Below are 22412 nucleotides of genomic sequence, written 5' to 3' on the forward strand. Positions count from 1 at the left end.
TATCAGCCACGGCCGGTCCCGGCCCTGGTCTCAGAGGATCGCACAAACACCTCCTCGTGATCCGGACGCGTCAGCCCATCTCCTCCAGCGTCCTGCCCTTGGTCTCCTTGACGAACAGCAGCACGAAGGGGATGGAGAGCACGGCGAAGCAGGTGTAGATGACATAGGTCCCCGAGAGGTTCCAGTCGGCCAGGCTCGGGAAGCTCGCCGTGATCGCCCAGTTGGCGATCCACTGGGCCGCCGCCGCGACGCCGAGCGCCGCCGCCCTGATCCTGTTCGGGAACATCTCGCCGAGGAAGACCCAGACGACGACACCCCAGGACAGTGCGAAGAAGAGCACGAACACATGGGCCGCGACCAGCGCGACGGTGCCCTCGGCGGCAGGCAGCTTGCCGTTGACGAGGGGGGCGGAGAACGCCCAGGCCTCACAGGCGAGCGCGAGCGCCATCCCGGCCGAGCCGACGAGCGCGAGCGGCCTGCGCCCCACGCGGTCCACCAGCACCATCGCGATCACGGTGCCGATGATGTTCACGATCGAGGTGGTGAACGAGTAGAGGAAGGAGCTGGACGGATCGATGCCGACCGACTGCCAGAGCGTCGCCGAGTAGTAGAAGGCGACATTGATGCCGACGAGCTGCTGGAACATGGACAGCCCGATACCCACCCAGACGATGGGCAGGAAGGAGAAGCGGCCGCCCCTCAGATCCCTGAACGCGGCCTTGTGCTCTCGGCGCATCGCGCGCTCGATCTCGGCGACCCGGGCGTCCAGGTCGACGTCCTCGTTCTCGACCTCGGCGAGCACCTGCCGGGCGCGCTGGGTGCGGCCCACGGAGATCAGATAGCGCGGCGACTCGGGGATGGCGAGGGTGAGCAGCCCGTACAGCAGCGCGGGCACCACCATCACCCCGAGCATCCACTGCCAGGCCTCGAGGCCCAGGAGTTGGCCGCGCTGGTCGCCGTCGGCGAGCTGGAGGATGCCGAAGTTGACGAGCTGGGAGACCGCGATACCGATGACGATCGCCGCCTGCTGGAAGGAGCCGAGCCGGCCCCGGTAGGCGGCCGGGGAGACCTCGGCGATGTACGCGGGGCCGATCACCGACGCCATGCCGATCGCGAAGCCGCCGATGATCCGCCAGACGGCGAGGTCGTAGATGTCGAAGGGGAGCGCCGAGCCGATCGCGCTGATGGTGAAGAGGGCCGCGGAGATCTGCATACAGCGAATGCGGCCGATCCGGTCGGCGATCCGGCCCGCCGTGGCCGCGCCGATCGCACAGCCGATCAGCGCGACGGCGATGACCTGGGCGAGGACCGCGGAGCCGATGTCGTACCGGCTGCGGATGGCCTCGACGGCACCGTTGATCACCGAACTGTCGTAGCCGAAGAGGAAACCGCCCATCGCGGCCGCGGCCGTGATGAAGACGACATGGCTCAGGTGTTCCGGGTGAGCGGCCCGGTCTCCGGCCGGCGGGGTCTTCGCTGTGCTGGTCACATGGTCTCCTGGGGCCGCCCCGGCCGTGCCGGCCCGAGCGTCGAGGGGGTGCGGCGAGCCCCTCCAGTGGGGCACACCCCCCGGCTGCCCACCACCCGGAGACGGAAACGGTCCGGCGCGCCGAGAGCCTCGCACGGGAGAGGGCACAGGAGAGGGAAAGGGGGAGGTCAGCGCAGCCGCTGGCTGATCACCTTGGAGACACCGTCGCCCTGCATGGAGACCCCGTAGAGCGCGTCCGCGACCTCCATCGTGCGTTTCTGATGCGTGATCACAATGAGCTGGGAGCTCTCCTGGAGCTCCTGCATGATGCGGATCAGCCGCTGAAGGTTGGTGTCGTCGAGCGCCGCCTCGACCTCGTCCATCACATAGAACGGACTGGGCCGGGCCTTGAAGATCGACACGAGCAGCGCCACGGCCGTCAGCGAGCGTTCGCCGCCGGAGAGCAGGGAGAGCCGCTTGACCTTCTTGCCCGGGGGCCTGGCCTCGACATCCACACCGGTGGTGAGCATGTTCTCCGGGTCGGTGAGGATCAGCCGTCCCTCGCCGCCGGGGAAGAGCCGGGAGAAGACACCCTCGAACTGCTCGGCCGTGTCCCGGTAGGCCTCGGTGAAGACCTGTTCGACGCGCTCGTCGACCTCCTTCACCACGAGAAGGAGATCGGCACGGGTCTTCTTGAGGTCTTCGAGCTGCTCGGAGAGGAATTTGTGCCGCTCCTCCAGCGCCGCGAACTCCTCCAGGGCCAGCGGATTCACCTTTCCGAGCTGCTGATGGGCCCGTTCGGCCGACTTGAGCCGCTTCTCCTGCTCGGCACGCGCGTAGGGCTTCGGCTGATTGCGCGGATGCCCGGGGTCGTCGGGCAGTTCCTCGCCCTCGGCGGGCGGTGACGGGGGAACGAGCTGGTCGGGGCCGTACTCGGCGATGAGCCCGGCGGGTTCGACGCCCAGCTCCTCCAGCGCCCTGGTCTCCAGTTGCTCGATCCGCAGCCGCTTCTCCGCGCCCAGCACCTCGCCGCGGTGGACCGAGTCGGTCAGCTTGTCCAGCTCGTTCTTGAGGTCGCGGCCCCGGTTCCGCTCGGCGACCAGTTCCCTCTCGCGTCCGGCCTTCGCCGCCTCGGCCGCGACCCGTTCGGCCTCGGCCCGTACGACCGACACCTCCACATGGGCCAGAAGCTGCCGGGCACCGGCCGCGACGGCGCCGGCGACCTCGGCCTCGTGACGCAGCCGTGCGCGCCGTTCCTCGGCGCGCGCCCGCGCGGCACGCTCGGCGCGCGCCCCCCGGTCGAGTGCGTCGGCCCGGCCCGCGAGCCCCTTCACCCGCTCCTCGTGGGTACGGACCTGGAGGCGGGCCTCCATCTCGGTCTGGCGCGCGTTGGCGCCGTCGGCGGCGAGCCGGTCCCGTACGGAGGTGTCGGGCTCCTCCTCCCCCGGGGCCTCCTCGGCGACGAGCAGCCGCTCCGCCAGTTCCTCCGCCTCGGCCGTGGCGCGCTCCAGCGCGTCCTGCGCCGTGGCGACGGCGGCGGCCGTCCGCTCGGCCTCGCCCGCGGCGCCACGGGCCTGCCCGGAGAGCCGGCCCAGCCGCCCGGACACCGCGGACTTCTCCCGGTCGGCGGCCCGGCGCCGCTCCCCCAGCTCCTCCACGAGCGCGGCGCAGCCGTCCCGCCGCTCGCCGGCCCGCCGTTGCTCCTCGGCCAGTTCCTCGCACCGTACGGCCAGCTCCGCCAGCGCGGCGGCGGCCTCGTCGACGGACGCTCGCACCTCCAGCAGACTGGGCGCCCCCGCCGAGCCGCCCTGCGCGAAGTGTGTGCCGAGGACATCGCCCCCGGCGGTCACGGCGGTCAGGGCGGGCCGGGCGGCGACCAGATCCTCGGCGTCCTCCAGGGTCCCCACGACCACGGTGTCCCGTACGAGCCGCCGTACGGCCTCCATCAGCGCGGCGGGTCCCCGGACCAGATCGACGACATACGGTCCGGCCGGGCCGACGGCGGTACGCAGGGGCGCGTCGGCCGGGGCCGGGCCCCGCGGGCCGCCCGGCCCGGTGCCCGCCTGACCGGGCACGCCGGGAACCGTACCGGCCGCGCCGGGCGCGCCGGCCGCGCCCGTGGAAGCCTCTCCGCCGTCGCCCGGCCGGCCGGGCACGCTCCCGGCCCCGGCCGTGCCGGTCCGGACCTCGCCACGGCGCGGCACCGGCCCGCCCGCCTGTCCGGGCACCCCGGGGGCCGGGGCGCGGGTGTCGTCGCCCGCCTGTCCGGGAAGGGCGACCGGGTCATGGGTCCCGGGAGACGGCCCGGCCGCGCTCGCCAGCAGCAGGGACGCGCGGCCCGCGTCCTGGGCGCGCAGCAGCCGGATCGCCTCGGCCGCTGTGGCGGGGTCCGCGACCGCGACCGCGTCGGCGGCGGCGCCGAGAGCCGCGGCCACCGGGATCTCGTAGCCGGGGGTGACGGTGAGGAGTTCGGCGGCCGGGCCGAGCAGACCGGCGAGACGGTCACGGGCGGCGAGCAGCGCGCCGGTGCCGTCCTTGCGGCGCAGACCGAGGGCGAGCGCGTCATGGCGGGCGGTGAGGGCCGCGTGGGAGCGCTCCGCCGCGGTGGTGGCCTCACGGGCCGCCGTCAGCGCGGCCTCCGCCGCGGCCAGCTCGCCCCGCGCCGCCTCGTACCGCCCGGCCAGGTCGTGGTCGTCGGCGTCCAGCCCGTCCACCTCGGCCTGGAGCCGCTCGTACTCCTCCCGCGCCGCGGCGGCGCGCTCCCGCGCCTGGTCGCTGGCCGCCGCGAGCCTGCCGATCTCCGCCTGGGCGGCGGAGGCCCGGCTGCGGGCGGCGTTGACCTGGCCGGTCAGCCGGGCGAGACCCTCGCGCCGGTCGGCGATCGCCCGTGCCACGTCCTTGAGTCTGCGCTCCTCGGCGGCCAGTTCCCGTTCCAGTTCGGCGCGGTGCGCGACGGTGTCCTCCCGCGCGTGCTCCGCCGCCTCCAGCGCGGCCTCCAGCTCCGCCTCCTGCTCACGGATCCGGGCGGCCTCGCGCTCCATGTCCTCGGGATCGCGCCCCCGGGGCTCCTCCGTGGGCGCCGCGGTCGCGCTCTTGACCCGCGCGTCGGCGAGCGAGACCGTGCCGCGCACCCGCTCCGCCAACTGCGACAGCTCGTACCAGGTCTGCTGGGCCCGCTGGAGCCTCGGCGCCAGCCGCCGTACCTCGTCCTCCAGCTCCGCCTCCCGCGTGAGCGCCGCCCTGAGCCGGGACTCCGCGTCCTCCTTGCGCTGCTTCAGCTCGGCCTCGTCCGCGATCTCGGTCCGCAGTGCCTCGCGCAGCCGTACCAGATCGTCGGCGAGCAGCCGCAGCCGCGCGTCGCGCAGATCGGCCTGGATGACGGCGGCCCGGCGGGCGACGGCGGCCTGCCGCCCGAGCGGTTTGAGCTGGCGGCGCAGCTCGTCGGTGAGGTCCTGGACCCTGGCGAGATTCGCCTGCATCGCGTCCAGTTTCCGCAGCGCCTTCTCCTTGCGCTTGCGGTGCTTCAGCACACCCGCGGCCTCCTCGATGAAGGCCCGGCGCCCGGTCGGATCGGCGTGCAGGACGGAATCGAGCTGGCCCTGTCCGACGATGACATGCATCTCGCGGCCGATACCGGAATCGGAGAGCAGTTCCTGGATGTCCAGAAGTCTGCAGGTGTCGCCGTTGAGCTGGTATTCACTGCCGCCGTTGCGGAACATGATCCGGGTGATCGTGACTTCCGCGTAGTCGATCGGCAGCGCACCGTCGGAATTGTCGATGGTGAGCGAGACCTCCGCGCGGCCGAGCGGGGGGCGGCCGGTCGTCCCGGCGAAGATCACGTCCTCCATCTTGCCGCCGCGCAGCGATTTGGCCCCCTGCTCGCCCATGACCCAGGACAGCGCGTCCACCACATTGGACTTCCCGGAGCCGTTCGGTCCCACGACACAGGTGATTCCGGGCTCGAAGCGCAGCGTCGTGGCGGAGGCGAAGGATTTGAACCCGCGCAGGGTCATGGCCTTGAGGTGCACGCCGCCGGACTCTACCCCGCCCCGATCGTCCATCGGCGGTTTCACCGGCGAACGTGCAGGGCACATCAGACCTTAAGAAACTCGATGCGCCGCCAACAAAGCTTCGTACAGCGGAAGATGGAAAGAAAGAAGGGACGCCGAAGCGTCCCTTGCATATTCTCGCGAGAGTGTTTCTCACCTGACCCCGAGGGGGGCTGTCGTCAGGTGAGCGCAGGCTCCGCCTGGTGAACGTCAATGTCGATGCTGTCGAGCAGCGACTCTCCAGGGTGCTGTGCGACGGCGGCGTTCAACGCGTCGTTCTCGGACTGGATCCGTACGAGTTCGGATTCGAGGTCCTGGACGCGCTGCTGAAGCCGTCGCATCTCGGCGAGGAGTCGCGGGTCGGAGCCGCCGACATAACCGAGAAGCGCCTTTGCCATGATGGATGGTCCTCCACACTGAGTGACCGACCGGATGCGGTGTGGGTCGTGAGGGAAATCGCACCCGCGGTGCCTGGCAGTGCTTGTTCTTCACTGCGGTTCTTTACTGCCAAACAGCTAAGGTGCGCGGGGATTCCAGAGTCTCACCAAAAAGTTTGACGGTCAACACGATCACAGCCCGTGCCGACGGGCCGCCCGGGGCGCACGGCCGCGACACGCGCCGCGCCGGCTCTCCCGCGGTCCCCGTGGGGCCTGGAGATCATCGTTAACCGGGCAGCCTGGCACGGTCGGCCGTTCTTGGCAACCACCAGGTCATCGCGGGCTTGAGCATGTGCCCCGGGCAGGATCCGGGGGTCCCGGACGGTCCGTCGGCGGGGATCGCTCAGCGGATCGCGAAGCTCTCGTAGCCCCCGCGCGGGGTGTCCCAGATCTCAGTGACTCCGGTTACGTGCCCGGGTGTGTCGGGCGAGCGCAGCCACTCCAGCAGACGGTGGCAATTCTCACGTGGGCCCTCGGCGACGATCTGGACCCTGCCGTCGTCCAGATTCAGGGCGAAACCGGTGAGTCCCCCGATCTCCAGGGCGTTCGCCCTGGTGAACCAGCGGAAGCCCACTCCCTGCACCCGGCCGCGTACCCAGGCCGTCAGTCGCACGTCTTCTCTCATGCGCGTAAGCCAACCAGCCAAATGCTCGCTTGCCCCAGCGGCCCCAGACGCCATGCCGTACAGTCCCGTCGCAATGAAGCCTCACTCGTTCGGGTGAGTCACCTCGCCGTCGAGAAGGTTGCCGTCGAGAAGCATGAGGAAGGCACAGCAGATGGGACGCCACCGACGCTCCGCCGTACCCGCCGCCGCGCCGGTGAGGCCCGCCGCCGAGGAGTACGACGGCGCGGCGGCCCGGCACCGGGGCGCTCCGCGCAGGAAGGGACGGGTCGTCGCTCCCATCCGCACCGGTCTGCTCGGCGCCTCCGCGGCGATGGCCGTGGGCGCGGTCGCCGTGGCCTCCGGTCTGCTGCCGGGCGGTGACCAGTACACCGTGGGCGGCAGCACCCCCGACGGGCGCATACGCACCGAGGGCGCCCCCGAGCTGGAGCAGCAGGGCGGTTCGTCCGCCGAGCCGACGCGGGAGGCCTCGGCCTCGGCGGCCCCGTCCGCCGGGCGGACGGGGACCCCCTCGAAGCAGGCCACTCCCCGGGACACCGGGAAGCCCTCCGGGATCCCGGCCCAGCGCACGACGCCGGCCGCCCCTGCCGCGCCGAAGCCGAAGGCGGAGTCCAAGAAGCAGAGCGCGTCCCCGTTCGTCAGCAGGACCCCGGTGCCCGAGCAGACGACGGAACGAGCGGTCGAGACGCCCGCCGCGCCCAGCTCGGCCGTGGCGGCCGTGCTCAGTCTGGTCAACCAGGAGCGGGCCGACGCGGGGTGCGGACCGGTACGGGCCGACGCCGGCCTGGACGCGCTGGCGCAGGACTTCAGCGAGGACATGGCGGCGCGCGGTTTCTTCGACCACACCGACCCCGACGGCAATACGCCCTGGGAGCGCGCGGACGCCGCGGGCGTCGAGGGTCTGGGCGGCGAGAACATAGCCCGCGGCCAGGCCACCGCCCAGGCGGTGATGGACTCCTGGATGAACAGCGAGGGCCATCGCGCGAACATACTGAACTGCGACTACACCCGGCTCGGCGTCGGTGTCCACACCGGCTCGGGCGGCCCCTGGTGGACCCAGGACTTCGGCTTCTAGCACCGCCCCGGAACGTCACTTGCCACCGGAAAGCGCCACCCGACGGGTGGCGCTTTCGGTTGTAGGGTGACCGCCATGGACGCTCCCGCCTTCGATGTGTTCTCCCGGCAGTGCCCCTCGCGCTCCACGCTGGAGCACGCGACGGGCCGCTGGGGCTCTCTGACGCTCGGCGCCCTGTACGAGGGCGGCCGCCGCTTCAACGAACTGCGGCGGCGTGTCGACGGGGTGAGCGAGAAGATGCTCGCGCAGACACTGCACGCCCTGGAGCGGGACGGGCTGGTGCGCCGTGACGCGCGGCCGGTCAATCCGCCGTGGGTGGACTACGAGCTGACACCGCTGGGGCGGGAGATCACCGGGCGGCTGCTCGGTCTCATCCGGCTGGTCGAGGAGCGGATGCCCGAGGTGCTCATGGCCCAGGAGCGCTACGACGCCCCGTGCGGGCGCGGCGGCACACCGTCCGGGAGTGACGCCACACCGCCCGCGCCTCAGGACACGGTGCGCGGCGCCCGCTGACAGCGGGGGCAGAAATAGCTGGAACGGTTCATCCAGGGCCGGCGGCGGATCGGGGTCCCGCAGCGCCGGCACGGCTCGTCCTCACGCCCGTACGCGTCCAGCGACCGGTCGAAGTAGCCCGATTCACCGTTCACATTGACGTACAGACTGTCGAAGCTGGTGCCGCCGACGGCGAGCGCCGCGTTCATCACGTCCCGTACATGACCGAGGAGCGCGACGGAACGCGGCCGGGTCAGGGTCGCGGTGGGCCGCTCGTAGTGGATCCTGGCGCGCCAGAGCGCCTCGTCGGCGTAGATATTGCCGACACCGCTGATCAGGGACTGGTCGAGGAGCGCCCGCTTGACGGTGGTACGGCGCAGCCGCAGCGCGGTGTGGAAGACCCCGTCCACGAAGGCCGGGTCGAGCGGGTCCCTGGCGATGTGCGCGATGACGTCCGGCAGTCCGTCGGGGGTGGAGTCATGGAGGGAGAGCCCGCCGAAGGTCCGCTGGTCGACGAAGCGCAGCTCCGTGCCGAGGGTGTCGGCGAAGCGGACACGGATCCGCAGATGCTTCTCGTCGGGCGCGTCCTCGGGCCGGACGAGAAGCTGGCCGCTCATCCCGAGATGGCCGAGGACCGCGCTGTCCGTGTCGGCGAGCGGCAGCCAGAGGTACTTGCCCCGGCGGCGGGCGGTCCCGATGGTGTGTCCCTTGAGCCGCGCCGCGAAGTCCTCGGCGCCGGCGGGGTGCCGCCGTACCGCGCGCGGGTGCAGCACCTCCGTCTCGGCGACGGTCCTGCCGCTCACCCAGCGTTCGAGTCCACGCCGGACGACTTCGACCTCGGGCAGCTCGGGCACGGGACTCCTCGGAACGACACCACAACGACGGCAACGACGGCAACGACGGATACGGGAAGGGGCGACGGATACGGAAAAGGGGCGGGGGCGCGGAAAGCCGGTACGCCCCTCGCGCCGAACCGCGGCGGGAGGGGCGTGCCGAGAAGGAGAGCAGCGGACGGGTCAGGTAGCCGCCCGATCGGCGGGAACCTGCTCCGGCGCCGGCGAGGACGAAGGGCTGTCGGCGGCCCCTTCGTCCTCGGCACCGGATCCGGCGGTCCCGGTCCCCGCCGCGGTGTCGGTCCTGGCCTGGGCCCGGACCTCCGCCTCGGCATCGGCGTCGGCGTCGTCCCGGACGGCGGCGGCGGAACGCTCCGCCGTCGCGCGTTCGTCCGCCGCCGTCCTGATGGACCGCCACGCGGACTCCGCCGCCTGCTGCTCCGCCTCCTTCTTGCTGCGGCCGGTGCCGGTGCCGTACGAGACACCACCGACGCGGGCGGCAGCAGTGAAGGTCTTCTCGTGATCGGGGCCCGTCTCCGTGACGAGATACTCGGGGACACCGAGACTCTCCGCCGCGGTCAGCTCCTGGAGACTGGTCTTCCAGTCCAGGCCGGCCCCGAGGTTGGAGGACTTCTCGATCAGCGGGTCGAAGAGCCGGTGCACCAGCTCGGACGCCGCGTCGAGGCCCTGGTCGAGATAGACCGCGCCGATCACCGCTTCAAGGGTGTCGGCGAGGATGGACGCCTTGTCCCGGCCGCCCGTGCCCTCTTCACCCCGGCCGAGCCGGATGAAGGAGCCCAGTTCGAGGCCGCGGCCCACTTCCGCCAGCGCACGCGAGTTGACCACCGCGGCCCGCAATTTGGCCAGCTGGCCTTCAGGCAGATCGGGGTGGATGCGGTACAGCGTGTCCGTCACCACGAGGCCGAGCACCGAATCCCCCAGGAATTCGAGCCGCTCGTTGGTGGGCAGTCCGCCGTTCTCGTACGCGTACGAACGGTGGGTCAGCGCACGCACCAGAAGGGCGGTCTCGAGCTGATACCCGAGCCGCCCTTCCAGAAGCGTGTGGGACGAGGCCGTACTGACATTGTCTGTCTGCTTCTTGGCAGGGGACAGTTCAGACATCGAGCCTCTCACCAGCCGCTCAGACCTCGAGGACCTGGCGCTTGTTATAGGTGCCGCAGCTCGGGCACGCGATGTGCTGAAGCTTCGGCTCCTGGCAGCGCTCGCACGCAACCAGGGTGGGGACCGCAGCCTTCCACTGCGACCGGCGGTGGCGCGTGTTGCTGCGCGACATCTTCCGCTTCGGAACAGCCACGGCTACTTCTCCTGCTTCTCGTCGACGCCCGCTTCGGCGCCGCCCATGTTGTCCTTCTCGCCGTCCTTGACGGTCTCGGCGAGTCCCTGCAGTGCCGCCCAACGGATGTCGACGGCGTCATGGTGGTGGTCCGGGTTCTCGTCCAGCCTGATCCCGCATGCGGAACACAGGCCGGCGCAGTTCTCCCGGCACACCGGCTGCATCGGCAGTGCGAGCACCACCGCGTCACGCAGCACGGGTTCGAGGTCGAACAGTCCGTCCTCGATGAAGAGCCTGTCCTCGTCGTCCTCGGCGTCGTCGTCCGGCTCCGCACGGGTGCGGCCCCGGTCGTCGGCGTCGTGGTACGAGAACAGCTCCTGGAAGTCCGCCGCCACCTTCTGGCGCAACGGCTCCAGACACCTTACGCACTCCCCCTCGGCCACCGCACGGGCGGTGCCCGTGACGAGCACCCCCTCCATGACGGATTCGAGGCGGAGGTCCAGCTCCACCGGCACGCCCTCGGGCGCCCCGATCACGTCCGCGATACCGAAGTCCTTGGGAGCGGGCGCCGAGCGGGTCAGCTTCTGGAGCGCACCAGGGCGCCGCCCCAGCTCGTGCGTGTCGAACACGAGGGGGTTGCGGTGGTCGAGACGCGCGTTCAGGGCTTTTCCCGCTTTCGGATCGTGAGGGGGCCGCTACCGTCGCGGAAGCGTCCGGGCAGCCGGGGCCGCGGACATACACGCGGCCGAAGAGCCAGGGTACTGGACCGGCCGCCGTAGGCCCAATCCGGTCGGTCCGGCCCGGTTCTGGTCCGCCCGGATCAGCGCTCCTGCTCGTACCGGCGGAGCTGATCCATGTCGATCATGCTGGTGTCGAAGAGACTGGTCTCGTCGAGGGCGCTCTGCGGCTCGGGGGCCGCGGGCAGCGCGGGAAGCTGGGCCTGGGGCGCGGCGGGCTGCTGCCAGCCGTAGTTCGGGTCGTACCCCTGGTTCTGGACCTGACCCTGGACCTGGCCCTGGCCGTAGTCCTGCTGCTGGTACGCGTAGGGGTCCTGCTGATAGGCGTACGCGTCCTGCTGCTGGTATCCGCCGTAACCGCCGTCGGTGGCGTACCCGGGGTCCTGGTAGCCGGTCCCGGGGTAGCCGTCGGCGGGCTGCGCGTAGGCGGGCGCGGCGACCGGGGCGGGGGCGGGCTCGGCGTAGGGCTGCTGGACCGGTACGGACGGCTCCACGGGGGTGCGCGGCGTCTCCGCGAGGCCCGCCAGATAGTCCGCGTCGCTGCTGCGCTCCTGCGGTCCCGCCGCGTCCTGGGCGGCCATGTGCGCCCCCAGGTCGTCCGAGGCGGTACGGCCGTGGAGCTTCTGCCGGCCGCGCCCGACGGCTTCGAGGGTCTTGGACAGCACGGCCTCGAAGGCGCCGAGCTTGGCGTCCACATAGTCGTCGGCGCGGCGGATCAGGGTGTCGGGGTCGGCGCTGTACTCGGGGGCGTCGTCGGCGTCGTCCCCCTCGCCGGGGCCGTATCCGTGCTCGTCGGAGCCGGGGCCCCGGCCGAGCAGCTTCTCCCTGCCGCGGTCGACGGAGCCGATGGTCTTGGTGAGGACGACCTCGAAGTTGGCGAGCTTGGAGTCGACGTAGTCGTCCGCCTCGGCGCGGATCTCCTCGGCCTCCCTGCGGGCCTCGTCGAGGATACGGGCGGCCTCGTCCTGGGACTGGCGGGCGACGGCGGTGTCGGAGATCAGCGCGGTGCGCCGGGCGTGGGCCTCTCCGATGATGCGCTCGGCCTCCTGCCGGGCCTGCTCGGCGAGCTGTTCATGGCCGCCCAGCAGCTCCTGGGCCTGCGCCAGCGAACCGGGAAGGGCTTCCCGTACCTCTTCGAGCATCGCGAGCAGCTCGGCGCGGTTCACCACGCAGGACGCCGACATGGGCATGGAACGGGCACTGCCCACGGTGTCGACGATCTCGTCGAGCTTCTTCTGCACGTCCACCGGTGCTCGCCACTCTCTCAGACTGGTTGGAAGACGGACGCAACGACTGTAAGGCCACCGCGAGCCCGGCCGACACCAGGTGACGGGCAGTCAGTCCGTCATCGCTCGCCGAGGCGTTCCATCAGGGCCGTGTGGACGGCCGGAGGCAGCAGGTGGGAGACGTCTCCGCCCCAGGTCGCGACCTCTTTGACCAGGGAGGACGAGAGGAAACTGTAGGTGGGGTTGGTGGGGACGAAGAGGGTCTCGACCCCCGAGAGGCCGTTGTTCATCTGGGCCATCTGCAACTCGTAGTCGAAGTCGCTGACGGCACGCAGGCCCTTCACGATGGCGGGGATGTCACGCTGCTTGCAGAAGTCGACCAGCAGACCGTGGAAGGACTCGACCTCGACATTGCCGAACTCGGCGGTGACCTCGCGGATCAGGGAGATCCGCTCGTCGATGGTGAACAGTCCCTTCTTGGACTGGTTGATCATTACCGCGACATGTACGACGTCGTACAGCTTGGAGGCGCGGGCGATGATGTCGAGATGTCCATTGGTGATGGGGTCGAAGGACCCCGGACAGACGGCGCGGCGCAACTGAACTCCCTCGCTCTCCGGTCCGGTCATGGTGCGTCTTCGTGCGTAGAGGCGGCGCGACCGTACCAAAGCGTTCCCTCGCCGTAGCGACGGGACCGCAGTGGTTCGAAACCGTCCGGCCAGCCGAACTCCCCGCCTCTGGTGCTCCGTTCCACCGTGGCGACGGCGCCGCCGCTGAGCCACCCCCTCGCCCTGAGTGTGAGCAGGATCTCCCGAAGATCGTCATCGGTGACGGCATACGGCGGATCGAGGAAGACCAGGTCGTACGGGGTGTCGGGGGCGGGTCCCCGCACGATCTGCTCCGCCCTGCCCGGCCGGACCTCCGCGCCGGGCAGACCGAGCGCCGCCACGTTCTCGCGGACGGTACGGGCGGCGCGCTGGTCGGCCTCGACCAGCAGGGCGTGCGCGGCGCCGCGCGAGAGCGCCTCCAGGCCGACGGCGCCGGAGCCGGCGTACAGATCGGCGATCCGGATGCCGTCGAGGGTGCCGAGGAGCGACTGCCAGCTCGAGAAGAGGCCTTCGCGCGCACGGTCGGAGGTGGGGCGGGTGCCGTTGCCGGGCGGGACGGCGAGGCGGCGTCCGCCGGCGGCACCGGCGATCACGCGGGTCATGGGTGTCGGGTCCTCGGGTCGTGGGCGGTGGATCCGGGCCGGGGGGCTCGCGGGCGGTTCCCGGAGGGCCTGCGGGAGGCTCTGCCCCCACGATATGGCGTACCCCCCGGCCGGGAGGGTCCGCCCTCGCGGGCCCCCGCGCCGGTCCCGGCCGGTCCCCGGGGTCAGCCCTTGTCGAGATACCGCTCGCGCTCCGTGTCCAGCAGCGCGTCCAGCGCCGTACGCAGCTCGGGGGAGCCCGTCAGCTCCGGGTCCTGGGCGACCACCGCGACGGCCTCCTCGCGCGCCGCCGCGATGACCTCCTCGTCCTCGATGACGGCGAGCATCCGCAGCGAGGAGCGGACCCCGGACTGGGCCTGGCCGAGGACATCGCCCTCGCGGCGCTGTTCGAGGTCGATCCGGGACAGCTCGAAGCCGTCGAGGGTGGCGGCGACCGCGCCCAGCCGTGCCCTGGCGGGGCTCGCCTCCGGCATGTCGGTCACCAGCAGACAGAGGCCGGGCGCCGAGCCCCGGCCGACCCGGCCGCGGAGCTGATGGAGCTGGGAGACACCGAACCGGTCCGCGTCCATGATCACCATCGCGGTGGCGTTGGGGACGTTCACACCGACCTCGATAACCGTCGTGGCGACCAGCACGTCCACCTCGCCCGCGGCGAAGCGCCGCATCACGGTGTCCTTGTCGTCCGGCTGCATCCGTCCGTGCAGGACCTCGATCCGCAGGCCGGCCAGCGGCCCCCTGGTGAGCTGTTCGGCCACCTCGACCACGGCCAGCGGCGGCCGCTTCTCGGTGTCCTCGGCGGCCTTCCCGGCGGCGGGCTTCTTCCCGGCCTTCGCGGTCTTCGCGGTCTTTCCGGTCCGGTCCCCCTGCTCCCCGTCGTCCCCGTCGTCCGCGTCGTCCGCGTCCCCGATCCGGGGACAGACGACATACGCCTGATGGCCCTTGCCCGCCTCCTCGCGCACCCGCTCCCAGGCACGGGCGAGGAAGTGCGGCTTGTCCTGGGCCGGCACCACATGGCTGGCGATCGGTGAGCGCCCGGCGGGGAGCTGGTCCAGGACGGAGGTCTCCAGATCGCCGAAGACGGTCATCGCGACCGTACGGGGAATGGGTGTGGCGGTCATGACCAGCAGATGCGGCGGCTGCTTGCCCTTGGAGCGGAGCGCGTCGCGCTGCTCCACGCCGAAGCGGTGCTGCTCGTCCACCACGACCAGTCCCAGATCGTGGAACCGCACCTTGTCCTCGATCAGGGCGTGGGTGCCGATCACGATCCCGGCCTCGCCGGTGACCAGGTCGAGCAGTGCCTGACGGCGTGCGGCGGCGCCCATGGAGCCGGTGAGCAGCACGACCTTGGTGGCGTGCTCGGCGCCGCCGAGCATCCCGCCCTGGGCCAGCCCGCCCATCATCTCGGTGATCGAGCGGTGGTGCTGCTGGGCGAGCACCTCCGTGGGCGCCAGCAGGGCGGCCTGGCCGCCCGCGTCCACCACGGCGAGCATCGCCCGCAGCGCGACCAGTGTCTTGCCCGAGCCGACCTCGCCCTGGAGCAGCCGGTGCATGGGGTGTTCGGTGGCGAGGTCGGCGAAGATCTCGGCGGTGACCTTCCGCTGGCCGTCGGTGAGGGTGAAGGGCAGCTTGGCGTCGAAGGCGTCGAGCACCCCGTCCGCCACGGGCCTGCGGGCCACGGCGGGCAACTGCGCGTCGGCGTGGCGCCGCCGGGCGAGCGCGACCTGGAGGACGAAGGCCTCGTCCCACTTCAGCCGCTGCCGGGCGTCCTCGATGTCCGCCTTGGTCTCGGGGCGGTGGACCTTGAGCAGCGCCTCGGGCAGCGGGACGAAGCCGCGGCCCTCCCGCAGCGCGGGCGGCAGCGGATCGACCGCTTCCACGGCCCTCGGCAGCACCGCGTCGACCGCTTTGGTGATCTTCCATGACTCCAGCCCCTTGCAGGCCGGATAGATGGGGATCAGCTTGCCCGCGAAGTCGTCCACGGCGCTCGCCGCGTCCGCCACGGACGCGTCGCCGTCCCGGCCCAGCGGCACATAGGTGGGGTGGGCGAGCTGGAGCTTGCGGTTGAAGACGGACACCTTGCCGGCGAACATCCCCCGGCTCCCCGGCGGCAGTTCCTTGTGCGGCTTGTGGAGTCCCCGGCCGAAGAAGACCAGTTGCAGCCGCCCGCTGCCGTCGGTGAGTGTGATCTCCAGACGCTGCCCTCTGCCGTGGTTGAACGTCATGATCCGGGAGTCGGCGACCTGTGCGACGACCGTGACGTCCTCGTCCAGCGGGAGATCGGCGAGCGTGGTGAGCTGGCCGCGCTCCTCGTACCGCCGCGGGTAGTGGTGCAGCAGATCACCGACCGTGTGCAGGTCGAGCTGTTCGGCCATCACCTTCGCGGTGGCGGGGCCGAGCGACTTCTTGAGGGGTTCATCCAGCGCGGACACACGATCCATTGCACACCACACCACTGACACACGTCGCGCACCCCGGCGTTCGCGCGGGTCGTGACCGGGCCGGGGGCGGTGTCACTCCACACCCACCAGCAGGGGCGCGGACTGCCGGCCGCCGCGGTAGACCACCGTGTCGACGGCGAGGTGCCCGTCCCGTACGTACCGCTCCAGCCGGTCGGCGAGCGCGTCGGGCACATCCTCGCCGAGCACCAGGGTCACCAGTTCGCCGCCGGCCGCCAGCATCCGGGAGAGCACCGCCTCGGCCGTGGCGGCGAGATCGGCGCCGATCACCGCCACATCCCCGTCGATCAGCCCGAGGACGTCACCGGCCTGGCAGATCCCGGCCATGGTCCAGGACTGCCGCTCGGCGACGGCCAGTTCGGCGTACCGGGCGGCGCCGGCCGCCGTGGTCATGGCGACCACGTCCTCGTCGAAGCGGCGTTCCGGCTGATGGACGGCGAGCGCGGCGAGGCCCTGGACGGCGGCCCGGGTCGGGATGAGGGCGACCCGTACCCCGTCGGCCCGCGCCTGTTCCGCGGCGGCCGCCGCGGTGTGGCGCAGCGCCGTGTCGTTGGGCAGCAGCACCACCTCGCGGGCGTGTGCCCGCCGGATCGCCTCGACCAGCTCACCGCTGGCGGGCGGCTCCCCGGGGCGCGCGAGCACGGTGGTCGCGCCCGCCTCGGCGCACAGTCCCGCGAGCCCCTCGCCGGGGACCACCGCGACGACGGCCCGCTGGACGCGCTCGGGCGCCTCCTCGGCGGCGGCGAAGTGGGTGATACGGATCCGGTACGGGCGTCCCGCCTCGACCCCAGCCTCCACGGCCGCGCCCGCGTCGTCGACATGCACATGGACGTTCCACAGCCCGTCGCCGCCGACGACGACCAGGGAGTCCCCCAGCCGGTCGAGCCGCTCACGCAGCCGGGCCACGGCGGTGTCGTCCGCCTCCAGCAGATAGATCACCTCGAAGGCGGGCCCGTCCTCGGCGGCGCAGGACCCGGCCTCGGCGGGCGCACCGACCGCGGCGGGCGCGGCGGACTCCTCGGCGCGGCGGTGCCGCACCGGGTAGGCGGCCGGCGTATCGCCCGTGAGGGAGCGCACCAGCGCGCCGAGGACCGTGAGCAGCCCGCGCCCGCCCGCGTCCACGACGCCCGCGCGGCCGAGGACGGCGAGCTGGCCCGGGGTGGCGTCGAGTGCGGCGCGCGCTCCGGCGTACGCGGCTCGTACGGTCGCCGCGCGATCACCGGACGCGCCGTCGAGCACGGCATGCTCCGCCGCGTCGGCGGCGGCGGACGCGACGCTGAGGATGGTGCCCTCCACCGGGTGGGCGACGGCCTCACGGGCCAGCCCGGCGGCCCGCCGCAGCGCCGGTGCGAGCCGGTTCCCGCCCGCGTGCGCCCCATCGTGCCCGCCGGAGTCCCCGCCGCCCTTGCCGCCGTCGGTGGGGCCGTGGGTCCCGCCGTCGGCGGGCGGGGCGGCCAGCACCTCCGCCATTCCCCGCAGCAACTGCGCCAGGATGGTCCCGGAATTCCCCCGGGCCCCGAGCAGCGCGCCGTGCGCCATGGCCCGTACGGCGTCGGCCGCGCCGGGCTCGGACGTACCGGTCGCGTGCGCGGCGAAGACCGCCTCGACCGCCTGCACCGCGGACTCCACGGTCAGATAGAGATTGGTGCCGGTGTCTCCGTCCGCGACCGGATAGACATTGATCGCGTCGATCTCCTCGCGCTCGCGGCCGAGGGCCTCCAGCGCCAGTGAGCACCAGTTCCGCACCTCTGCGGCGTCGAGGGTCTGCGGCACCTGATGCTCCTCCTTGAGCGGCCTGAAGCGGGCTGCACGCAGGGTAGCCCGCGTGCCGCGGGCGGGCCGCCCGGCGATCGTGGGGGCCGGGGCCGGGCGGGGGCCGGTCCCGGCCATGGTAGTTTCGTTGTACCGAGGCAGGCGTTGTATGCTGCTGCGGTTGCCCGATGAGAGTCGGGCCATTCCCCCGGCAACGCCACATCAGTCACTGATTCCGGCACGCCGGATATCTCTGTACGTGCATCTGAAGTCTTTGGAGTGACCCGTGGCTGCCAACTGCGACGTCTGCGGCAAGGGGCCGGGCTTCGGCAACAACATTTCGCACTCGCACCGCCGTACGTCCCGTCGCTGGAACCCGAACATCCAGCGCGTGCGTGCCGTGGTCGGTCGGACGCCGAAGCGGCTCAACGTCTGCACCTCGTGCATCAAGGCCGGCAAGGTCTCGCGCTGACGCCTGCGTCGTAGCGCAGCCCCTGCGGTTGCCTTGAAAGCCGGTCCACCTCGGTGGACCGGCTTTTGCCATGCCCCGGGATGCCCCGGTACGTCGAGCCGTGCCGTGATCCGCCGCCGGTCCGCGGGCCGGCGCGCCTCGCGATGTCAGGCTCCGGTCCCCGGCCCCGCCACTGCCCCGGCTCCCGCCCCCCTACCGGTCCTCGTCCCGCGGAAACGCCAGGCGTGGTCCACCGGACCGATGCCCGCCCCCAGTGGGAATCCGTGCTCGATCGCACCCGTCACATACTCCTTGGCCGCCACGACGGCCTCCACCACGCCCTGCCCGCCCGCCAGCCCGGCGGCGATCGCCGAGGCGAGGGTGCAGCCCGTCCCATGGGTATGACGGTTGTCGTGGCGCGGTGCCCGCAGCCAGTGCTCCTCCCGGCCGTCGGTCAGCAGATCCACCGCGTCCCCGGGCAGATGCCCGCCCTTGATCAGCACCCAGCGCGGCCCGAAGCCCAGCACGGCGTCGGCGGCCCGCCGCAGACCCCCCTCGTCCGTCACCCGCACACCGGTGAGCTGGGCCACCTCGTCCAGATTGGGGGTGGCGACGGTCGCCAGCGGCAGCAGTGACGTCCGTACGCCGTCCAGTGCCGAGTCGGCCAGCAGCGGATCACCGTGCTTGGAGACCCCGACCGGGTCGACCACCACGGGGACGTCGGTGTCCGCGAGCAGTCCGGCGACGGCCGCGACCAGTCCGGCCGAGGAGAGCATGCCGGTCTTCACGGCCTGCACCCCGATGTCGTCCACCACCGCGCGGTACTGGGCCCGTACCGCGTCCACCGGCAGTTCCCAGGCGCCCCGCACACCGAGCGAGTTCTGCGCGGTGACGGCGGTGAGCACGCTCATCCCGTGGACGCCGAACGCCAGCATGGTCTTCAGATCCGCCTGGATTCCGGCACCGCCGCCGGAGTCGGATCCGGCGACGGTCAGCACGCGGGGAGGAGCGGGGGCCGGCACGGACGCGGGCGGGGATACGGATATGTCCATGGACCCGAATCTACTGCTGTCTACTGACCGTCCTCGATGTCCCCGAAGTGGTCCCAGCCGCCCTTGCTGGTCCAGGGCGCCCCGTCGACCGTCACCTGGGGCAGCGCCGAGAGACCGAGGACCTCTCCGATCACCTTCCAGCGGGCGGGCAGCTTCGCGTCGGCCGGGAAGGTGGCGACGATCGCGTGGTCCTCGCCCCCGGTCAGCACCCACTGGAGCGGATCGACCCCGACCGCCTGGCCGATGTCGTGCATCTGGCTGGGGATGTCGATCAGTCCGGAGCGCAGATCGATACGGACCTTGCTGGCGTCCGCGATATGGCCGAGGTCGGCGACGAGCCCGTCACTGACATCGGTCATGGCCGTGGCGCCGAGCCCGGCCGCCGCCGGGCCCGCGTGGTAGGGCGGTTCCGGCCTGCGGTGTGCCTCGACGAAGGCGCGGGGTGAGCGGAAGCCCCGGGAGAGCACGGCGTGTCCGGCCGCCGACCAGCCCAACCAGCCGGTGTAGGCGACGACATCGCCGGGCCGGGCGCCGGACCTGGTCACCGGCTCGTGGTTGCGCAGATCACCGAGGGCGGTGATGGCGAGGGTGATGGTGTCCCCGCGTACGACATCGCCGCCGACCACGGCCGCGCCCGCGACCTGGCACTCGTCACGGATGCCGTCCATCAGTTCGGTGGGCCAGGTGACCGGGAGTTCGGCCGGGACGACCAGCCCGAGCAGCAGCGCGGTGGGGACCGCGCCCATCGCGGCGATGTCCGCGAGGTTCTGCGCGGCGGCCTTGCGGCCCACGTCGTACGCCGTCGACCAGTCACGGCGGAAGTGCCGCCCCTCCAGCAGCAGATCCGTACTGGCCACGACCCTGCGGTCGGGCGCGGCCACGACCGCGGCGTCGTCGCCCGGCCCGAGCCGGACCGCCGGGGTGGTGGTGAGCCGGGACGTGAGTTCTCTGATGAGCCCGAACTCCCCCAACTCGCCCACGGTTCCCTTCACCGAGACTCCCCTCTCGTCGCCGGGCCGCGTCTGCGGTCGCGGACCCTCACTGCTGTGCGTAGCGTCATGAGATACGTCAACTTCTGTCTGCCGTACGCCGCCCGCGCGCGCCACCGGACGCCCGGGTCTCCCCGTGGCCCGCGACGACGCGATACCGTGGCGTCTCTTCTCCCCACATGATCCTCGTGGCCGCCCTGGAGGTTCCGTGGTACAGGCGTACATCCTTATTCAGACCGAGGTGGGCAAGGCGACGACCGTCGCCGAGACCATCGCCAAGATTCCGGGAGTGACCCAGGCCGAGGACGTCACCGGTCCCTACGATGTGATCGTGCGCGCTCAGGCGGACACCGTCGATGAGCTGGGGCGCATGGTGGTGGCCAAGATCCAGCAAGTGGACGGCATCACCCGCACCCTGACCTGCCCGGTCGTGCATCTCTAGCCCCGCTTACCCTTGGCCGGTGATACGTTCCCGCCGCAGGCTATCCGGCCGTCTGCTCGCCCGCGCGTCCGCCGTCGTCCTGTTGTCCGCCGCGGCGGGCTGTGCCACCACCGACGCCACGGTCACGGTCGCGGTTCCCACCCCGTCCCAGGGAGAGACCGCGTTGTGCCGCGCACTGCACCAGGAGCTGCCGGAGACCATCGGTGACCTGGGCAGGAACGATCCCCAGCCGCGTTCGGACCTGACCGCCGGGTGGGGGGACGCCGCGATCGTACTGCGCTGCGGCGTCCCCCGGCCCGAGGGGATGAGTGATCCCCAGGCCGATGCGGTGGAGGCGGACGGCGTCAACTGGATGCTGGAGGAACGCGACTCCGGGCCGCGCTTCACCACCACGTACCGCGAGACCTATGTGGAGGTCACACTGGACTCGCGGTTCACGCACGACTCCACGCCGCTCGCGCGGCTCGCCGCCCCGGTCGTGAAGACGATCCCGTCGGTTCTCTAGGGTCCGGGGCCCTGCGGGTCCCTGATGTCCGGGTCACTGGCGGCTGCGTCCCCGATGGCTCCGTCCCGGTGGCTCCGGCATCACCGGGCGGCGGGAACGGGCGCGGGTGTCTCCCCGCGCGGGGCGAGGGCCCCTCAGCGCAGACCGGTCGGACGGCGCAGCGCCGCCTGGATCAGCCGGTCGATCAGCTCGGCGTACCCGACGCCGCTCTCCTGCCACATCCGGGGGTACATGGAGATCGGGGTGAAACCGGGCATCGTGTTGATCTCGTTGATGACGAACTCGCCGTCCTCGGTGAGGAAGAAGTCCGCGCGGACCAGTCCCTCGCAGGACGCGGCCTCGAACGCCTCGACCGCGAGCCGCCGCACCTCGGCGGTCTGCTCCTCGGTGAGCGGCGCGGGCACCAGTCCGGCGGCCGAGTCGATGTACTTGGCCTCGAAGTCGTAGAAGTCGTGCGCCGTGACCGGCGGGATCTCGGCGGGCACACTGGCGCGCGGCCCGTCCTCGAACTCCAGCACACCGCACTCGATCTCACGGCCGCGCAGCAGCGACTCGATCAGGATCTTGGGGTCGTGGCGCCGCGCCTCCGCGATCGCCTCGTCGAGGCCCGAGGGGCCGTCGACCTTGGTGATGCCCATGGAGGAGCCGGCGCGGGCCGGCTTCACGAAGAGCGGCCAGCCGTGCTCGGCGGCGAAGTCCACGATCCTCGCGCGGACGGCGGCGCCCCCGCCCCCGGTGCCGTTGCCGTCGCCGGAGACCCGCTCCCACTCCCGGGGCCTGATCACCAGATACGGGCCGACGGGCAGCCCGAAGGAGGTGAACACCCTCTTCATGTACTCCTTGTCCTGCCCGACGGCCGAGGCGAGGACGCCCGCGCCGACATAGGGCACCCCGGAGAGTTCCAGCAGTCCCTGGAGCGTGCCGTCCTCCCCGTAGGGACCGTGCAGCACGGGGAAGACGACATCGACCTCGCCCAGCGCCTTGGGCACCGAGCCCGGCTCGCTGTAGACGACCTCGCGATTGCCCGGGTCGACGGAGAGGACGACACCGCCGTCGGTGGACTCGGCGATCTGCTCGACGCTCGGCAGCGTGCGGTCGGCGATCGCCATCCGCTCGGGGTCGTCGGCGGTCAGTGCCCAGCGGCCGTCGGTGGTGATACCGATGGGCAGGACGTCGTACTTCGTACGGTCGATGGACCGCAGGACGGCTCCGGCCGTGACCACAGAAATGGCGTGCTCGGAGCTACGGCCGCCGAAGACGACGGCCACGCGCGGCTTGCGGAGCTGCTGCTCAGGGCTCTGGGAGGAGTTCTCGCTGCTCAT

21 protein-coding genes are annotated in these 22412 nt (G+C 71.9%); 5 read left to right on the forward strand and 16 right to left on the reverse strand.

Annotated features, from left to right (window positions below; translation table 11 throughout):
- Window positions 1–70 precede the first annotated feature (70 nt).
- The 4 genes from ACFYYH_RS10120 to ACFYYH_RS10135 form a co-directional block, all read right to left on the reverse strand.
- A complete protein-coding gene (locus tag ACFYYH_RS10120; protein WP_388548384.1) occupies window positions 71–1489 on the reverse strand; it encodes a sugar porter family MFS transporter in 1419 nt (472 codons plus the stop codon).
- 167 nt (window positions 1490–1656) lie between these two features.
- Window positions 1657–5496 carry an AAA family ATPase gene (locus ACFYYH_RS10125; protein WP_388548386.1) on the reverse strand — a complete coding sequence of 1280 codons (3840 nt, stop codon included), beginning with the start codon at window positions 5494–5496 and terminating at the stop codon, window positions 1657–1659.
- 200 nt (window positions 5497–5696) lie between these two features.
- Entirely contained in the window at window positions 5697–5915 is a 219-nt protein-coding gene (locus ACFYYH_RS10130; protein ID WP_363081622.1) for a hypothetical protein, read from the reverse strand.
- Window positions 5916–6297: 382 nt separating this feature from the next.
- Complete coding sequence (locus ACFYYH_RS10135) at window positions 6298–6579, reverse strand: acylphosphatase (RefSeq protein ID WP_388548389.1); 282 nt, start codon at window positions 6577–6579, stop codon at window positions 6298–6300.
- A 151-nt stretch (window positions 6580–6730) separates the two neighbouring features.
- Between ACFYYH_RS10135 and ACFYYH_RS10140 the strand changes: the two genes are divergently transcribed.
- Entirely contained in the window at window positions 6731–7651 is a 921-nt protein-coding gene (locus ACFYYH_RS10140; protein WP_388548392.1) for a CAP domain-containing protein, read from the forward strand.
- A gap of 75 nt (window positions 7652–7726) precedes the next feature.
- Window positions 7727–8164, forward strand: coding sequence for a winged helix-turn-helix transcriptional regulator (locus tag ACFYYH_RS10145; RefSeq protein WP_388548394.1), 438 nt, complete (start codon window positions 7727–7729; stop codon window positions 8162–8164).
- On the opposite strand, the gene mutM is transcribed toward ACFYYH_RS10145, so the two are convergent.
- The 9 genes from mutM to ACFYYH_RS10190 form a co-directional block, all read right to left on the reverse strand.
- A complete protein-coding gene (gene mutM, locus ACFYYH_RS10150; protein ID WP_388548396.1) occupies window positions 8137–8997 on the reverse strand; it encodes a bifunctional DNA-formamidopyrimidine glycosylase/DNA-(apurinic or apyrimidinic site) lyase in 861 nt (286 codons plus the stop codon). The two genes, ACFYYH_RS10145 and mutM, sit on opposite strands and share 28 nt — an antisense overlap.
- A gap of 162 nt (window positions 8998–9159) precedes the next feature.
- Entirely contained in the window at window positions 9160–10098 is a 939-nt protein-coding gene (gene rnc, locus ACFYYH_RS10155; RefSeq protein ID WP_388548399.1) for a ribonuclease III, read from the reverse strand.
- A 19-nt stretch (window positions 10099–10117) separates the two neighbouring features.
- Window positions 10118–10291 (reverse strand): 50S ribosomal protein L32, encoded by a 174-nt coding sequence (rpmF, locus tag ACFYYH_RS10160; protein WP_030753522.1) that lies wholly within the window; start codon window positions 10289–10291, stop codon window positions 10118–10120.
- 2 nt (window positions 10292–10293) lie between these two features.
- The gene (locus tag ACFYYH_RS10165; protein WP_388548880.1) at window positions 10294–10932 is read right to left on the reverse strand and encodes a YceD family protein; all 639 of its coding nucleotides are present in this window, start codon (window positions 10930–10932) and stop codon (window positions 10294–10296) included.
- A gap of 158 nt (window positions 10933–11090) precedes the next feature.
- Window positions 11091–12254, reverse strand: a complete 1164-nt coding sequence (locus ACFYYH_RS10170) for an ATP synthase F0 subunit B (RefSeq protein ID WP_388548402.1) — start codon at window positions 12252–12254, stop codon at window positions 11091–11093.
- A gap of 98 nt (window positions 12255–12352) precedes the next feature.
- Window positions 12353–12832 (reverse strand): pantetheine-phosphate adenylyltransferase, encoded by a 480-nt coding sequence (gene coaD / locus ACFYYH_RS10175; protein WP_388548882.1) that lies wholly within the window; start codon window positions 12830–12832, stop codon window positions 12353–12355.
- A gap of 26 nt (window positions 12833–12858) precedes the next feature.
- Complete coding sequence (rsmD, locus tag ACFYYH_RS10180) at window positions 12859–13443, reverse strand: 16S rRNA (guanine(966)-N(2))-methyltransferase RsmD (protein ID WP_388548404.1); 585 nt, start codon at window positions 13441–13443, stop codon at window positions 12859–12861.
- Between the two features lie 164 nt (window positions 13444–13607).
- Window positions 13608–15881 carry an ATP-dependent DNA helicase RecG gene (gene recG, locus ACFYYH_RS10185; protein WP_388548405.1) on the reverse strand — a complete coding sequence of 758 codons (2274 nt, stop codon included), beginning with the start codon at window positions 15879–15881 and terminating at the stop codon, window positions 13608–13610.
- Window positions 15882–15953: 72 nt separating this feature from the next.
- Complete coding sequence (locus tag ACFYYH_RS10190; RefSeq protein ID WP_388548407.1) at window positions 15954–17672, reverse strand: DAK2 domain-containing protein; 1719 nt, start codon at window positions 17670–17672, stop codon at window positions 15954–15956.
- Window positions 17673–17937: 265 nt separating this feature from the next.
- Between ACFYYH_RS10190 and rpmB the strand changes: the two genes are divergently transcribed.
- Window positions 17938–18123 (forward strand): 50S ribosomal protein L28, encoded by a 186-nt coding sequence (rpmB, locus tag ACFYYH_RS10195; RefSeq protein ID WP_003957616.1) that lies wholly within the window; start codon window positions 17938–17940, stop codon window positions 18121–18123.
- Between the two features lie 146 nt (window positions 18124–18269).
- On the opposite strand, the gene thiD is transcribed toward rpmB, so the two are convergent.
- The gene (thiD, locus tag ACFYYH_RS10200; protein ID WP_388548410.1) at window positions 18270–19154 is read right to left on the reverse strand and encodes a bifunctional hydroxymethylpyrimidine kinase/phosphomethylpyrimidine kinase; all 885 of its coding nucleotides are present in this window, start codon (window positions 19152–19154) and stop codon (window positions 18270–18272) included.
- Window positions 19155–19174: 20 nt separating this feature from the next.
- Window positions 19175–20146: a thiamine-phosphate kinase gene (locus ACFYYH_RS10205; protein ID WP_388548413.1), complete on the reverse strand. Its 972-nt coding sequence runs from the start codon at window positions 20144–20146 to the stop codon at window positions 19175–19177.
- A 205-nt stretch (window positions 20147–20351) separates the two neighbouring features.
- Between ACFYYH_RS10205 and ACFYYH_RS10210 the strand changes: the two genes are divergently transcribed.
- Window positions 20352–20585 (forward strand): Lrp/AsnC family transcriptional regulator, encoded by a 234-nt coding sequence (locus ACFYYH_RS10210; protein WP_046495896.1) that lies wholly within the window; start codon window positions 20352–20354, stop codon window positions 20583–20585.
- 19 nt (window positions 20586–20604) lie between these two features.
- On the forward strand, window positions 20605–21090 hold the full coding sequence (locus ACFYYH_RS10215) for a DUF3515 domain-containing protein (RefSeq protein WP_388548416.1): 486 nt from the start codon (window positions 20605–20607) through the stop codon (window positions 21088–21090).
- Between the two features lie 134 nt (window positions 21091–21224).
- Here the strand turns inward: ACFYYH_RS10215 and ACFYYH_RS10220 are convergent, their stop codons facing one another.
- A complete protein-coding gene (locus ACFYYH_RS10220) occupies window positions 21225–22412 on the reverse strand; it encodes a D-alanine--D-alanine ligase family protein (RefSeq protein ID WP_388548419.1) in 1188 nt (395 codons plus the stop codon).

The organism is Streptomyces sp. NPDC002018 (genome assembly GCF_042890865.1).
Lineage (GTDB): Bacteria > Actinomycetota > Actinomycetes > Streptomycetales > Streptomycetaceae > Streptomyces.

Coding starts and splice junctions, on each gene's coding strand:
- ACFYYH_RS10145 (WP_388548394.1), top strand. CDS start 7,727: ATGGACGCTCCCGCCTTCGATGTGTTCTCCCGGCAGTGCCCCTCGCGC.
- ACFYYH_RS10140 (WP_388548392.1), top strand. CDS start 6,731: ATGGGACGCCACCGACGCTCCGCCGTACCCGCCGCCGCGCCGGTGAGG.
- thiD (WP_388548410.1), bottom strand. CDS start 19,154: ATGGACATATCCGTATCCCCGCCCGCGTCCGTGCCGGCCCCCGCTCCT.
- ACFYYH_RS10135 (WP_388548389.1), bottom strand. CDS start 6,579: ATGAGAGAAGACGTGCGACTGACGGCCTGGGTACGCGGCCGGGTGCAG.
- ACFYYH_RS10220 (WP_388548419.1), bottom strand. CDS start 22,412: ATGAGCAGCGAGAACTCCTCCCAGAGCCCTGAGCAGCAGCTCCGCAAG.
- rsmD (WP_388548404.1), bottom strand. CDS start 13,443: ATGACCCGCGTGATCGCCGGTGCCGCCGGCGGACGCCGCCTCGCCGTC.
- recG (WP_388548405.1), bottom strand. CDS start 15,881: ATGGATCGTGTGTCCGCGCTGGATGAACCCCTCAAGAAGTCGCTCGGC.
- ACFYYH_RS10130 (WP_363081622.1), bottom strand. CDS start 5,915: ATGGCAAAGGCGCTTCTCGGTTATGTCGGCGGCTCCGACCCGCGACTC.
- rnc (WP_388548399.1), bottom strand. CDS start 10,098: ATGTCTGAACTGTCCCCTGCCAAGAAGCAGACAGACAATGTCAGTACG.